Here is a 13,690-nt window from a genome sequence, read left to right as displayed (position 1 = left end):
GCCGTTGAGGCACCGCCGAGCAGCGCAGCGGTGCGCGGATCAGGGCTCGCGACTGTTTGAGTGGAGCGCAGCGGAGCGAGTTTGAGCGAGACCCCGCGTACCGTGAGCAGCGCAGGGCAGCCGCGAAGCGGCCGGTGACGTCGGCCGGCCCGGGGCCTACCGCCCGCCGCCGCCACACGCACTCAAGCACGCACACACGCATGCTTGCAACAGTCGCCCCATGCGGTCGCGCGAACCTACGCCCCCACAGAACGCAGCGACTCGGAAGTCAGCGTGAAATAGCGCGTACCGATCGCATCCGACACATGGTAGGCGGCCGCCTCGCAGCTCGCGAAAACGTGCACCAGCGCCGGATACTGCTGGTCGGGACCGGGATCGCACAGGCCTTCGAGGGTCCAGCCGTCGGGGTCGGGCAGGTCGAAAGACAGGGCGGTGAGCTTGTCGGGCGCGCTGCCCGCGAGCTTGGCGATGCGCTTGCGCAGCGTCTGCGTGACCCAGGCCAGCGAGCGCGGGTTGTCGCCGTCCAGCACCAGCAGGTCGACCAGCGTGGCGACATCGCGCCGCTGCTGGTAGCGCGCATGGAAGGTGATGGTGCTGTCGAACAGCGCCACCATGGCCTCGAAGCCGCTGACCTCGTGCACCGAGCCGGTCTCGAAACCGGCCGCCAGCGCGCTCGAGAGGAAACCCAGGCGCTCGATGTGGCGGCCGATCGACAGCAGCCGCCAGGCGTCGTCGCGTGTCATGCGGTCGGTCTGGGCGCCGGTCATGGCCGACAGCGCGCTGCTGGCCGACTCGAGCAGGCCCAGCGCGGCGCCGGTGGCATAGCCACCCTCGGAGTTCTCGCCGGACTGCTCGGCGCTGCGGCGCAGGAAATCGGTCTCGGCGCGCACGATCTGGTTCCAGTGGTCCTGCGACAGCCGCTCGCGCACCGCGGCGGCCGCCTGGCGGATGCAGCGCAGGCTGTAGCCCACGCTGCCGCCCTGGTCGAAGTTGCCCATCTCGGCGATCAGCGCCCGCTCGAACACGCGCCGCGACTTCGGCAGGCTCGGCACTTCGGGCGGCACCAGCGCGTTGCGCAGCGCCAGCCGGTGCAGCCAGACCAGCAGCGCGCGGGCGGAGTGGTTCTCGCCGCCGAGCAGGTCGATCGTGAGCCGTGCCAGGCGCACCGCGTTCTCGGCCCGCTCGGTATAGCGGCCGAGCCAGTACATGTTCTCGGCCGCCCGGCTGGTGACCGGGGCCCTATGCCGCGCCAGCGAGGCCGGCGTGGTGTGCGGCTGCAGCAGCGTGGTGCGGTCGACCTCGCCCTCGGTGCGCACCCAGACGTCGGCGCTGCTGCCGCCGCGCTGCATCGAGGCGATCTGGGCGTCGCGTCCCGCCAGCCGCGCGAGGCCGCCGGGAAGCACCCGCCACGAGCGCGGTCCGTCGCTGACCGCGAACACGCGCAGCAGCACCGAGCGCTGCGCGATGTGGCCGCGGCCGAGGTCCGGCGTCCAGGTCGGCATCTGCGACAGCGGCAGGTAGCTCTGCACCGTGTGGGCCTCGCCCTGGCGCACGATGCGGCCGGCCCATTCGTCGAGCTCGCGCCGTCCCATGTGGTGGCCGAGCACGGCATCGAAGCTGGTGTGCGAGTCGAAGTCGGGGTAGGTGGACTTGATCGCGCAGTCGGCCAGTTGCGGCAGCACGGCTTCCATTGCGGCGCGTTCGCCGCACCACCAGGTGGGCAGGGCCGGCAGTCGCAGCTTCTCGCCGATCAGGCGGCGCGCCAGCGCGGGCAGGAAGCCCAGCAGCGCGGGCGATTCCAGGAAGGCCGAGCCGGGCATGTTGGCCACCAGCACGTTGCCGGCGCGGATCGCCTGCAGCAGGCCCGGCACGCCGAGCGTGGAATCGGGGCGCAGCTCGAGCGGGTCGAGGTACTGGTCGTCGAGCCGCTTGACGAGCCCGTGCACCGGCCTGAGGCCCTGCAGCGTCTTGAGGTACAGGCGCTGGTCGCGCACCGTGAGGTCGCTGCCCTCGACCAGCGTGATGCCGAGGTAGCGCGCCAGGTAGGCGTGCTCGAAGTAGGTCTCGTTGTAGGGGCCGGGTGTCAGCAGCGCGATGTGCGGCGGCTGGCCGGCCGGGCACATGCGCTGCAGGCCCTCCATCATCGCGTTGTAGGTGGCGGCCACGCGCTGCACCTGCAGGTTCTCGAAGGCCTGCGGGAACTGGCGCGCGATCGCGAGCCGGTTCTCGAGCAGGTAGCCCAGGCCGGAGGGCGCCTGCGTGCGCTGCGAGACCACCCACCAGTTGCCGTCGGGCCCGCGTGCGAGATCGAAGGCCGCGATGTGCAGCCAGGTGTCGCCGGGCGGGCGCACGCCGTGCATGGCCCGCAGGTAGCCCGGGTGGCCCTGGACCAGCGCAGGCGGCAGCAGCCCCTCGGCCAGCAGCTGCTGGGGCCCGTAGACGTCGGCCATCACCCGGTCGAGCACGTGCACGCGCTGCTGCACGCCGGCCTCGATCTGGGCCCAGCTCTCGGGCGAGACGATCAGCGGGAACAGGTCGAGCGACCAGGGCCGCTGCGGACCGTCGGCATCGGCGTAGACGTTGTAGGTGACGCCGTTGTCGCGGATCTGGCGTTCGAGGCTGACGGCGCGCCGCGGCAGGTCGTCGAAGCCGCCCGGGCCCAGGTGCTCGAAGAAGTCGGCCCAGGCTGGGGCGAGCGGCGCCTGTTCGTCCGGACCGGCATCGTCGTCGTCTTCGGCGACCGGCGCGGCAGGCGGGACGGACGAGGCCTCGTAGAGCGGCGCCGGCTGTGAAAAGGGTGAAGCGGGCGCAGCCGGACGCGATGCGTCCTGCGGCGTGGCGGCGCCGCGCAGCTCATCGAAATGGCCCGGCGCGGCCGGGGGAGCGATCGAGGCCGCGAGCGCAGCGGGCGCTTCCAGCGCCTGGGCGTCGAAGAGGGATTCGTTCTGTGGGTCCACGGTGGTGATTGTTACTCGCCCCCAGGTTGCCCGCACTTCGTGTCGGGCGCCCACCCCCTACCGGGGGCAATACCAGCGGCCCGGCGAAGCCGGTTCCGCGGTATTCCTGGCCTTAGCGTCTCAGGTCCAGCGTGAAGGGGAACTCGCGGCTGCCGGCCAGCTCGATGGTCGCCGGCGGCGTGCGCATCAGCCCCGGCGTGTGGCCCATGCGCGAGAAGCGCGAGTGGCGCCGGCTTTCGGCTTCGTAGGCATTGACCGGGAAGGTGTCGTAGTTGCGGCCGCCCGGGTGCGCCACGAAGTACTGGCAACCACCGAGCGAGCGCTTCATCCAGGTGTCGACGATGTCGAAAGTCAGGGGGGCATGCGCACCGATGCTCGGATGCAGCGCCGAGGGCGGGTTCCAGGCCTTGTAGCGGACGCCGGCCACGAACTCGCCGACGGTGCCGGTGGGCTGCAGCGGCAGCGCACGGCCGTTGACGGTGACGACGTAGCGGCTTTCGTTGAGGCCGGTGACGCGCACCTCGATGCGTTCGAGCGAGGAGTCGACATAGCGCACCGTGCCGCCGGCCGAGCCTTCCTCGCCCATCACGTGCCAGGGTTCGAGCGCGTTGCGCAGCGACAGCTCGACACCCATCGCCTGCACCTGGCCGACCAGCGGGAAACGGAACTCGAAGTGCGGCGCGAACCAGTTCGGGTCGAAGGCGAAGCCGGCCTGCCGCATCTCGCTGATGACGTCGTCGAAGTCCATCCTGACGAAGGTCGGCAGCAGGAAGCGGTCGTGCAGCTCGGTGCCCCAGCGGGTGGCCGGCGCCTGGTAGGGGGCGTCCCAGAAGCGGGCGATGAAGGCGCGCAGCAGCAGTTGCTGCGCGATGCTCATGCGGGCATGCGGCGGCATCTCGAAAGCGCGTAGCTCGAGCAGGCCCAGGCGGCCTGTGCTGGAGTCGGGCGAATAGAGCTTGTCGATGCAGAACTCGCTGCGGTGCGTGTTGCCGGTGACGTCGACCAGGATGTTGCGCAAGGTCCGGTCGACCAGCCAGGCCGGCATGTTCTGGCCGTGGATCTCGCGGTTGCGGGCGATTTCCTTGAGCGCGATCTCGAGCTCGTAGACCTGGTCGTTTCGGGCCTCGTCCACGCGCGGCGCCTGGCTGGTCGGGCCGATGAACATGCCCGAGAACAGGTAGCTCAGCGACGGATGGTTGTGCCAGTAGAGCAGCAGGCTGGCGAGCAGCTCGGGCCGGCGCAGGAAGGGGCTGTCGGTCGGCACCGCGCCGCCCATCACGAAGTGGTTGCCGCCGCCGGTGCCGGTGTGGCGGCCGTCGGTCATGAACTTCTCGGCCGACAGGCGGGTCTCGAACGCGGCGTTGTAGAGGAACTCGGTGTGCTCGACCAGCTCGCGCCAGTTGTGCGCGGGATGGATGTTGACTTCGATGACGCCGGGATCGGGCGTGACCTGCAGCATCTTGAGGCGCGGATCGCGCGGCGGCGGATAGCCTTCCATCACGATCTTCACGCCGAGCTGCTCGGCCGTGGCTTCGATCGCGGCGACCAGGTCGAGGTAGTCCTCCAGCCGCGCCAGCGGCGGCATGAAGACGTAGAGCACGCCCGAGGCGCTGCCGAGCTTCTCGGCCGCCGGTCCGTTGGCGCGGCGCGGGTCGCGCACCTCGACGCACAGCGCGCTGCGGGTGATCCAGTGGGCCGACTCGCCGCGCCGCGGCTGGCGCGGCGTGGTCGGGTCGATGGCGGCGTCTGCCGTCGGGCGGGGGCCGTCGCCCGGCGCCTGCCTGCGCAGCGCCGCCGGCGCCGCTTCGGGCGCGCCGAAGGCATAGGGCACGGCACCGCGGTCGGCCTCCGCGCCGGCCGGCGGGCCCGCGTAGCGCGCACGGTAGTCGGCCGATGCCGGCAGGCTGCCGCGCGGCGCGGTCGGGTCGCGCTCGACCAGGTAGGGATAGTCGCCCTTGCGGGTCCAGGGCTGCGAATCGAGCGGCAGCCGGTAGCCCATCGGCGAATCGCCCGGGATCAGGTACATGCGGTCATCGCGCAGGAACCAGGGGCCGGTCTTCCAGCCCGGACCCGCGAGCGCGGGCGCATCGGTGTCGGCGTTGGCGGCCTCGATCGGCAGCATGTAGCCGATCACGGCGTCGAGCTTCTGCGTGAACACGCGTCGCAAACGGACGCGCTCCATCTCGTCGTCGAGCCTGGAGTCGAAGGGGTCGACGTTGACCGGCAGCCGGCGCTCGCGCCAGAGGTAGTAGTAGACGTCCTCGTAGCCGGGCTGGATGTAGCGCTCGGTCAGGCCCAGGCGGTGCGAGAGCTCCGTGGTGAAGCGGCGCGCATCCTCGCTGGTGTAGTGCGTGGGCGTGCGTTCGTCGGCGAAGAGCGCCGGGTTGTGCCACAGCGTCTGGCCGTCGGCGCGCCAGAAGATCGACAGCGCCCAGCGCGGCAGCTGCTCGCCCGGATACCACTTGCCCTGGCCGAAGTGCAGGAAGCCGCCCTTGCCGTATTCGGCCCGCAGCTTGTGCACCAGTTCAGTCGCATAGCCGCGCTTCGTGGGGCCGAGGGCGTCGGTGTTCCATTCGGCGGCGTCGCGGTCGCTGGTGGCCACATAGGTCGGCTCGCCGCCCATCGTGAGGCGCACGTCGCCGGCCGCGAGGCGCTTGTCGACCGCATCGCCCAGCGCCAGCACCTCGGCCCATTGCGCTTCGGTGTAGGGCTTGGTGACGCGCGGCGACTCGTGGATGCGCGTGACCTTCATCTCGTGGCCGAACGCGACCTCGGCTTCGTCGACCGCGCCCTCGATCGGCGCGGCGCTCGAGGGCGTCGGCGTGCAGGCCAGCGGGATGTGGCCTTCGCCGGCCAGCAGGCCCGAGGTGGCGTCGAGTCCGATCCAGCCCGCCCCCGGCAGGTAGACCTCGCACCAGGCATGCAGGTCGGTGAAGTCGACCGTGGTGCCGCTCGGGCCGTCGAGCGCCTTGACGTCGGGCGTGAGCTGGATCAGGTAGCCCGACACGAAGCGCGCCGCCAGGCCGCAGTGGCGCAGCAGCTGCACCAGCAGCCAGCCGGAGTCGCGGCAGGAGCCCGAGCCGTTGGTCAGCGTCTCCTCGGGCGTCTGCACGCCGGGTTCCATGCGGATCAGGTAGTTGACGTCCTGCTGCACCTGCTGGTTGATGCCGACCAGGAAGTCGATGGTGCGCTGTGCCTTGCGGTCGACCTTCTCGAGGTAGGCCTGCACCAGCGGCGTGGCCGCGTCGGCCACCAGGTAGGGCGCCAGCTCCTGCGCCTGCGCCTCGGTGTACTCGAAAGGGAAGTTCTCGGCCTGGGGCTCGAGGAAGAAATCGAAGGGGTTGTAGACCGCCATCTCGACCACGAGGTCGACCGTGACCTTGAATTCGCGCGTCTTCTCGGGGAACACCAGTCGCGCCTGGTAGTTCGCGAACGGGTCCTGCTGCCAGTTGACGAAGTGCTCTTCGGGCTCGACCCGCAGCGAGTACGAGATCACGTTGCTGCGGCAATGCGGCGCCGGACGCAGGCGGACCACCTGGGGGCCGAGTTGCACCGGACGGTCGTACTTGTAGTGGGTGACGTGGTGTAGGGCGGCGTGGATGGACATTGTTTCTCGGTGCGTCGAGGATGCCTCGGGATGAGTCGCATACTAGCCGACACAGAAAGCAATTTGCGCGCCAAAGAAGCGCACAAGGGAGTGAGTTGCAGATGGAATCGGGAGTCGTCTCGTGACGGCCGGGCGGCGGACGCGCGCCCTGGCGGTCTTCGCCGCGATGGCGGGCTCGGTGCTCGGCGCTGCGCTGCAGCTGCAGCAGGCGGCGCTGTGGCACTGGGCGTTCTATGCGGGCCTGCTCACGCTGGCCGCGTGCGGCTGGCTGGGGCTCGGTGCGCTGCGCTGGCCATCGGCGCTGTGGCTGCCGGCGGCGCTGCTGCTGGGCGCGATGGCCGGTGGCGGCTCGGCGGGCTGGCGCGCCGCGGCCTACTCGGCCGGCGCCCTGTCGCCCGCCATCGAGGGACGCGATCTGCTGGTGGAGGGCCGGGTCGCGAGCATGCCCCAGCTTGGCGCCGGCGCGACCCGGTTCGCGTTCGAGCTCGAGTCGGCGCGCTGGGTCCAGGCGGCGGACGCCGGCGACGGCCCGCCGCCGCAGGTGCCATCGCGCGTCTCGCTGGGCTGGTACGACACGTCCACGGGCCCTTGGGCGCGTCCGGCCGAGGAGGCCGTCAAGCCGGCGCCGCTGCACGCGGGCGAGCGCTGGCGCTTCGCGGTGCGGCTGCGGGCGCCGCATGGCAGCCTCAACCCGCATGGTTTCGACCATGAGCTTCGCCTGTGGGAGCAGGGCGAGCACGCGACCGGCCAGGTCCGCACCGGGGCCCGCGATCCCGCGCCGGAGCGCCTGGGCTCGACCTGGCGCCATCCGGTCGAGCGCTTGCGCGAATCGGTGCGCGATGCCGCTTTCGAGCGTATCGACGACCCGCGCCGGGCCGGCGTGGTCGCGGCGCTGGTCACGGGCGACCAGAACGCGATCGAGCGCACCGACTGGGACGTCTTCCGCGCCACCGGTGTCGCCCACCTGATGTCGATCTCCGGCCTCCACATCACGATGTTCGCCTGGCTCGCCACCGCGCTCGTCGGCGCCTTGTGGCGCCGCAGCGGCCGCCTGATGCTGCGCTGGCCGGCGCAGCATGCCGCGCTGGTCGGGGGCGTGCTCCTGGCCGCGCTCTATGCGGTGTTCAGCGGCTGGGGCGTGCCTTCGCAGCGCACCGTGCTGATGCTCACCGCCATCGGGCTGCTTCGCTTCACGGGCCGGCGCTGGCCCTGGCCCTTCGTCTGGCTCTTCGCCTGCGCCGTCGTGGTCGCGGCCGACCCCTGGGCCCTGATGCAGGCGGGCTTCTGGCTGAGCTTCGTCGCCGTCGGCGTGCTGTTCGCCTCCGACGGCGCGGCGCCCGCCGACGCGCCGGCAGGCCTCGCCGGGCGCCTGCTGCGCCTGCTGCGCGAGCAATGGGTCGTGACGCTGGCGCTGACGCCGCTCACGCTGCTGCTGTTCCAGCAGGTCTCGGCCGTCGGCCTGCTGGCCAACGCGATCGCGATTCCCTGGGTCACGCTGGTCGTGACGCCGCTGGCGATGCTCGGCGTCGTTGCCGCGCCGTTGTGGCATGCCGCCGCGTGGTCGGTGCAGGCCCTGTCGTGGGTGCTGGAGTGGCTCGCCGGCCTGCCGTTCGCGACCTTGTCGATGCCGGCGCCGCCGCTCTGGATGGCGATGGCGGGCGTTCTGGGCGGCACCTTGCTGGCGATGCGGCTGCCGGGGTCGCTGCGCCTGCTCGGGGTGCCGCTGCTGCTGCCGGCGCTGCTGTGGCAGGCGCCGCGGCCCGCCGCGGGCGAATTCGAACTGCTCGCGGCCGACATCGGGCAGGGCAACGCCGTGCTGGTGCGCACCGCCACGCACAGCCTGCTGTACGACACGGGCCCGCGCTACGGCCCCGACAGCGACGCCGGCCAGCGGGTGCTGGTGCCGCTGCTGCGGGCGCTCGGCGAGCGGCTGGATGCCGTCGTGCTGAGCCATCGCGACAGCGACCACGTGGGCGGAGCACCCGCGGTGCTGGCCGCGCAGCCGCAGGCGACGCTGCTGAGCTCGATCGAGGCCGAGCACCCGCTGCAGGTCCTGCGCCCGGCCCGGCGCTGCGAGGCCGGCCAGCGCTGGCACTGGGACGGCGTCGATTTCGAGGTCCTGCATCCGCAGGGCGACGACTACGCCGCCTTCGTCAAGCCCAGGCCCAACGCCATCTCGTGCGTGCTGCGCATCGGCAACGGCCGCGCGACCGCCCTGCTGGCCGGCGACATCGAGCGCCTGCAGGAGGCGGCGCTGGTGGCGCGCACGCCGGACCTGCGCGCCGATGTGCTGCTGGCGCCGCACCATGGCAGCAAGACCTCGTCGACCGCGCTGCTGCTCGACGCGGTGCGGCCGCGCATCGCGCTGGTCCAGGCCGGCTACCGCAACCGCTTCGGGCACCCGGCCGCGGAGGTTGTGGCGCGCTATCGGGAGCGCGGGATCGCGCTGGCCGAGTCGCCGCGCTGCGGCGCTGCGACCTGGACCAGCACGCGGCCGGAGCAGTTGGTCTGCGAGCGGGAACGGCAGGCGCGCTATTGGCATCACGTCTTGCCCCGAATGCAGGTCGTCGGGGTTTCCCCTTGAAAAGTTTCATTCACCGCAACTTTTTGTCTTTCGCTTGACGATGGGGAGCGTCGGAACTTCAATGAATGCCAGACATACAGGTTCCGCAGAACGAAACACAGGCATACGATGGCCGTCCGTCCCCGCTCCGTCCCCTCCGTGCTCGCCAACAGCGCCACCGAGCCGACCTCGTCGGTCGAGCGCGCCTGCCGCATCCTGCGAGCCCTGTCCGACCCGGGCGTCGCACGGCTGACCGACATCGCGCTGGCGACCGGCCTCGACAAGACCACCGTGCTGCGCCTCATCGAGGTGCTGATGCGCGACGGCTTCGTGGTGCGCGATGCCGATACCAAGCACTACAGCCTGGGTGCCGAACTGCTCGTGCTGGGTGCGGCGGCGCTGGCGCGCTTCGACCCGCGCCCGCTGGTGCGCCCCAGCCTGCTGCGCCTCACCGGCACCTTCGAGGACAGCGTGATCCTGTCGATCCCGAGCGGCATCGAGTCGCTGTGCGTGGACGTCGAGGAGGGGCGCTTCCCGATCCGTGCCAACTACCTCTCGATCGGCAGCCGCCGCCCGCTCGGCGTCGGTGCCGGCAGCCTGGCCTTGCTGGCCTGGATGCCCGAGGGCGAGCGCAAGGCCGCGCTCGCCGTCATCGCGCCGCAGCTCGAGCGCTATCCGCGCATCACGCCGAAGCTGCTCGAAGCGCGGGCGATGGAGGCGCGTGAGCGCGGCTACGCGGTGCTGCTCGATGTGGTGGTCGAGCGCATGGGCGGCATTGCGATGCCGATCCTCGGTGCCGACGGACGGCCGGTCGCGGCGATCAGCATCGCGGCGCTCAACGACCGCATCACGTCTCGCGAGGCCGAGTTGGCGAAGGCGCTGCGGCGCGAGTGCGCGACCTGCGAAGTGCTCTGGAGCGGCGCTGCGCACCAGAGCGCCATGGCCACCCGCAGTGCCGGCCGGCGCGCCAGGGTCCACTGATGGCCGCAACCGCCTACCTCGCGGGAGCGGGCAGCACCGCCTTCGGCCGTCACGAAGGGCTGGGCGCGCTCGATCTGATGGCCCGGGCCGCGCAGCAGGCGCTTGACACGGCCCGGCTGCAGCGCGCCGACATCGACGGCGTGCTGTGCGGCTATGCGACCACCTTGCCGCACCTGATGCTGTCGACGCTGTTCTGCGAGCGCTTCGCGCTGCGGCCGGCCTATGCCCACAGCCTGCAGCTGGGCGGTGCCTCGGGCGCCGCGATGCTGATGCTGGCGCGCGAGCTGGTGCGCGCCGGGCGCTGCCGCAACCTGCTGGTGGTGGCGGGCGAGAACCGGCTGAGCGGCCAGTCGCGCGACAGCTCGATCCAGACGCTGGCGCAGGTCGGCGACGCCGACTTCGAACTGCCCAACGGCGCCTCGGTGCCGGCCTACTACGGTCTGCTCGCATCGCGCTACATGCATGAGACCGGCACTCATGAAGAGGACCTCGCCGAGCTGGCCGTGCTGATGCGCGACCATGCGGCCGGTCACCCGGACGCCCACCTGCGGACCCCGATCTCCCTGGCCGAGGTGCTCGCGTCCCGGCCGATCGCGGCGCCGCTCAAGCTGCTCGACTGCTGCCCGATCTCCGACGGCGCCATGGCCCTGGTGGTGTCGGCCGCACCGCGTGGCGAGTCCCGCGTGGCGTTGACGGGCGCCGGGCAGGCGCACCGCCACCAGCACCTGAGCGCGATGGCCGACGTCATGCAATGCGGCGCCTCCGAGGCGGCCTCGCGCGCCTTCGACGAGGCGGGCCTGGCCCGAGGCGACATCGACTGCCTCGGCATCTACGACTCCTTCACGATCACCCTGGCCATGCTGCTCGAGGAGATCGGCTTCGCGCCGCGAGGCGGGGCGGCCGGGCGCGTGCGCCGCGGCGACTTCCGCGCCGATGGGCCGCTGCCGCTCAACACCCATGGCGGACTGCTCTCCTTCGGCCACTGCGGCGTAGCCGGCGGCATGGCGCACGTGGTCGAGATCTTCCGGCAGATGGCGGGGCAGGCCGGCGAACGCCAGCTGCGCCGGCCAAGGCACGCTTTCGTGCATGCCGACGGCGGCGTGATGTCCTCGCATGTGAGCCTGATCCTGTCGCGGGAGGGGGCGCCATGAGCGCGGAGCAAGGCGCGCTCGCCGCACCCTTCGTCGACGGCCTGGCGCGGCAGGTGCTGCGGTTCCAGTCCTGCGGCGACTGCGGCAGCCCGCAGACCTTGGCGCGCTACGCCTGCGCGAACTGCGGCGGTCCGCGGCTCGTCTGGCAGAACGCCTGCGGCCGTGCGACCGTGCATGCCGTGACGGTGGTGTCGCGGGCGCCGTCCGATGCCTTCCGCGCCCTCGTGCCGTACACGCTGGTGCTGGTCACGCTCGACGAAGGCCCGCGCCTGATGGCCCATGCCGCGGCCGGCGTGCGCATCGGCGAGCGCGTCTCGGCGACCTTCTTCGCGCACCAGGACCGGGTGCTGGTGCGCTTCGAGCCCGCGCGCGCCTGAGCGGCTTTCTTCGATCACAAAAAAGCAGGAGACACGGCATGCATGGATTCCTTCGATTCTTCCTTGGCCGGCAACGGCTCGTGGTGCTGGGGGCCGTGCTGTGCCTGGCCGCCGCTGCGGCGGCCCAGGCCCAGGCGCCGGGTTATCCAGCCAAGCCGGTGAAACTGGTCGTGCCGTATCCGCCCGGCGGCCCGACCGACATCGTGGCGCGGGTGGTCGCGCAGAAGCTCTCGGAGCAGACCGGGCAGCAGTTCATCGTCGACAACCGCGCCGGCGCCGGCGGCAACCCGGGTGCCGAACTGGTGGCGCACAGCGCGCCCGACGGCTATACGCTGGTGGTGGCGACCACGGCGCACGCCATCAATCCCTCGTTGTTCAAGAACCTCGGCTACCGGTTGCTGAAGGACTTCGCGCCGGTGTCGCAGCTCACCAGCGGGCCGCTGGTGATCGTCGCCCATCCGGCCCTGCCCGCGAACAACGTGGCGGAGCTGATCGCGCTGGCCAAGGCGAAGCCGGGCGAGCTGAATTTCGCCTCCTCGGGCAACGGCCAGTCGACCCATCTGGCGGCCGAACTGTTCGACTCGATGGCCGGCGTGAAGATGAAGCACATCCCGTACAAGGGCAGCGCACCGGCGCTGACCGACGTGATCGCGGGCCAGACGCAGCTGATGTTCGACACCATGCTGTCGGCCATGCCGCACGTGAAGAGCGGCAAGCTCAAGGCGCTTGCCGTGACCAGCCCGAAGCGCTCGCCGGTGGCGCCCGATCTGCCCACCGTGGCCGAATCCGGCCTGCCGGGCTACGAGGCCATCGCGTGGAACGGGCTGCTGGCGCCGGCCGGCACCCCGCCCGAGGTCGTGGCGCGGCTCAATGCCGAACTCAGGAAGGCACTGGCGCTGCCCGAGGTCAAGGACAAGTTCGAGGCCCAGGGTTTCGCCGCGAGCTGGAACACGCCCGAGGCGTTCGGCGGCTTCCTGCAGGCCGAGGTGGACAAATGGGCCAAGGTGGTCAGTGCCTCCGGTGCGACGCTGGATTGACGCGATGATCGATCCCGCACGCCTGAGGCACTGGCCCTTCGCCGACGTCGTTCATCGCTACACGGCCGAGGACACGATGCGCTACGCGTTGGCGCTCGGCGTCGGCGCCGACCCCATGGACCCCACGCAGCTGCGCTTCGTCAACGACACCGCGCCCGGCACGCCGCTGGCCTTGCCGACCCTGGCGGTGGTGCTCGGCTATCCGGGCGCCTGGATGCAGGATGCGGCCACCGGCATCGACTTCACGCAGATCGTGCACGGAGAGGAACAGGTGGTCTGGCACCGGCCGCTGCCGGCGGCGGGCACGGTCGTGGCACGCCATCGCGTGACCCGCATCGTCGACAAGGGGCCGGGGCGGGGCGCCACGGTCACCTATGACAAGGATCTTTTCGACCAGGCCAGCGGCGCGGCGCTCGCGACCGTGACGCACACCACCTTCGCGCGCGGCAACGGCGGCTTCGCGACCGAGGCCGCGCCGGGGGACGCGGCGCCGCCGGCACCCGCGGCGGTGCCCTCGCGCCCGCCCGACCGCGTGGTCGACATTCCGACGCTGCCGCAGCAGGCCTTGCTCTACCGGCTGTGCGCCGACCGCAACCCCTTGCATTCGGATCCCGAGGTCGCGCGCGCCGCGGGCTTCGAGCGGCCGATCCTCCATGGCCTGTGTACCTGGGGCATCGTCGGCCACGCGGTGCTGGCGCACTGCTGCGGGCATGACCCGGCGCGCCTGCTGAGCCTGTTCGCGCGCTTCTCGGCGCCCGTGTTCCCGGGCGAGACCTTGCGCGTGGCGCTGTGGCTCGAAGGCAGCGATGTGCGCTTCCAGGCCCGCGTGCCGGCGCGCGACCGGGTCGTGCTCGACCACGGCCATGCGCGGGTCCGGGGATGAATGGCCCCCACGCTCCCCCACTTCGTGTGGTCCGCTGCCCCCCGAGGGGGCCGCAGGCCGCCTTGGGGCGGCCCGGCGCCGGCCTGGGTGGCCCCCACGCTCCCCCACTTCGTGTGGTCCGCTGCCCCCCGAGG

At 71.7% G+C, this 13,690-nt stretch carries 8 protein-coding genes; 6 read left to right on the top strand and 2 right to left on the bottom strand.

All coding sequences use genetic code 11. The features are described from left to right. Nucleotides 1–236 precede the first annotated feature (236 nt). Together AC1D2O_RS34700 and AC1D2O_RS34695 are read right to left on the bottom strand one after the other, a co-directional pair. Nucleotides 237–2,957: a circularly permuted type 2 ATP-grasp protein gene (locus AC1D2O_RS34700; protein WP_478093193.1), complete on the bottom strand. Its 2,721-nt coding sequence runs from the start codon at nucleotides 2,955–2,957 to the stop codon at nucleotides 237–239. Nucleotides 2,958–3,069: 112 nt separating this feature from the next. Further along, nucleotides 3,070–6,564: a transglutaminase family protein gene (locus AC1D2O_RS34695; RefSeq protein ID WP_478158684.1), complete on the bottom strand. Its 3,495-nt coding sequence runs from the start codon at nucleotides 6,562–6,564 to the stop codon at nucleotides 3,070–3,072. Between the two features lie 166 nt (nucleotides 6,565–6,730). Here AC1D2O_RS34695 and AC1D2O_RS34690 point away from each other — a divergent pair, with 166 nt between their 5' ends. The 6 genes from AC1D2O_RS34690 to AC1D2O_RS34665 all read left to right on the top strand — a co-directional run bounded on the left by AC1D2O_RS34690 (nucleotide 6,731) and on the right by AC1D2O_RS34665 (nucleotide 13,556). Then, nucleotides 6,731–9,148 carry a DNA internalization-related competence protein ComEC/Rec2 gene (locus AC1D2O_RS34690; protein ID WP_478158685.1) on the top strand — a complete coding sequence of 806 codons (2,418 nt, stop codon included), beginning with the start codon at nucleotides 6,731–6,733 and terminating at the stop codon, nucleotides 9,146–9,148. 108 nt (nucleotides 9,149–9,256) lie between these two features. Then, entirely contained in the window at nucleotides 9,257–10,108 is an 852-nt protein-coding gene (locus AC1D2O_RS34685; RefSeq protein WP_478093328.1) for an IclR family transcriptional regulator, read from the top strand. Then, complete coding sequence (locus AC1D2O_RS34680) at nucleotides 10,108–11,259, top strand: thiolase family protein (protein WP_478093326.1); 1,152 nt, start codon at nucleotides 10,108–10,110, stop codon at nucleotides 11,257–11,259. Before AC1D2O_RS34685 ends, AC1D2O_RS34680 begins: the two co-directional genes overlap by 1 nt. Continuing rightward, nucleotides 11,256–11,636, top strand: coding sequence for a Zn-ribbon domain-containing OB-fold protein (locus AC1D2O_RS34675; RefSeq protein WP_478093324.1), 381 nt, complete (start codon nucleotides 11,256–11,258; stop codon nucleotides 11,634–11,636). Before AC1D2O_RS34680 ends, AC1D2O_RS34675 begins: the two co-directional genes overlap by 4 nt. Before the next feature lie 38 nt (nucleotides 11,637–11,674). Next, entirely contained in the window at nucleotides 11,675–12,673 is a 999-nt protein-coding gene (locus tag AC1D2O_RS34670) for a tripartite tricarboxylate transporter substrate binding protein (RefSeq protein WP_478093322.1), read from the top strand. 4 nt (nucleotides 12,674–12,677) lie between these two features. Beyond that, nucleotides 12,678–13,556: a MaoC family dehydratase gene (locus AC1D2O_RS34665; protein ID WP_478158683.1), complete on the top strand. Its 879-nt coding sequence runs from the start codon at nucleotides 12,678–12,680 to the stop codon at nucleotides 13,554–13,556. The last annotated feature ends 134 nt before the right edge of the window (nucleotides 13,557–13,690 follow it).

It is taken from the genome of Variovorax sp. P1_G12 (assembly GCF_056405555.1).
Note: the sequence above shows the minus strand (reverse complement) of the source record. Positions and strands in the feature narration are given on the sequence as shown.

What these genes read in the sequence shown, in the direction of transcription:
- AC1D2O_RS34685 (WP_478093328.1), top strand. Translation starts at nt 9,257, where the DNA reads ATGGCCGTCCGTCCCCGCTCCGTCCCCTCCGTGCTCGCCAACAGCGCC.
- AC1D2O_RS34675 (WP_478093324.1), top strand. Translation starts at nt 11,256, where the DNA reads ATGAGCGCGGAGCAAGGCGCGCTCGCCGCACCCTTCGTCGACGGCCTG.
- AC1D2O_RS34690 (WP_478158685.1), top strand. Translation starts at nt 6,731, where the DNA reads ATGGCGGGCTCGGTGCTCGGCGCTGCGCTGCAGCTGCAGCAGGCGGCG.
- AC1D2O_RS34670 (WP_478093322.1), top strand. Translation starts at nt 11,675, where the DNA reads ATGCATGGATTCCTTCGATTCTTCCTTGGCCGGCAACGGCTCGTGGTG.
- AC1D2O_RS34665 (WP_478158683.1), top strand. Translation starts at nt 12,678, where the DNA reads ATGATCGATCCCGCACGCCTGAGGCACTGGCCCTTCGCCGACGTCGTT.
- AC1D2O_RS34695 (WP_478158684.1), bottom strand. Translation starts at nt 6,564, where the DNA reads ATGTCCATCCACGCCGCCCTACACCACGTCACCCACTACAAGTACGAC.
- AC1D2O_RS34680 (WP_478093326.1), top strand. Translation starts at nt 10,108, where the DNA reads ATGGCCGCAACCGCCTACCTCGCGGGAGCGGGCAGCACCGCCTTCGGC.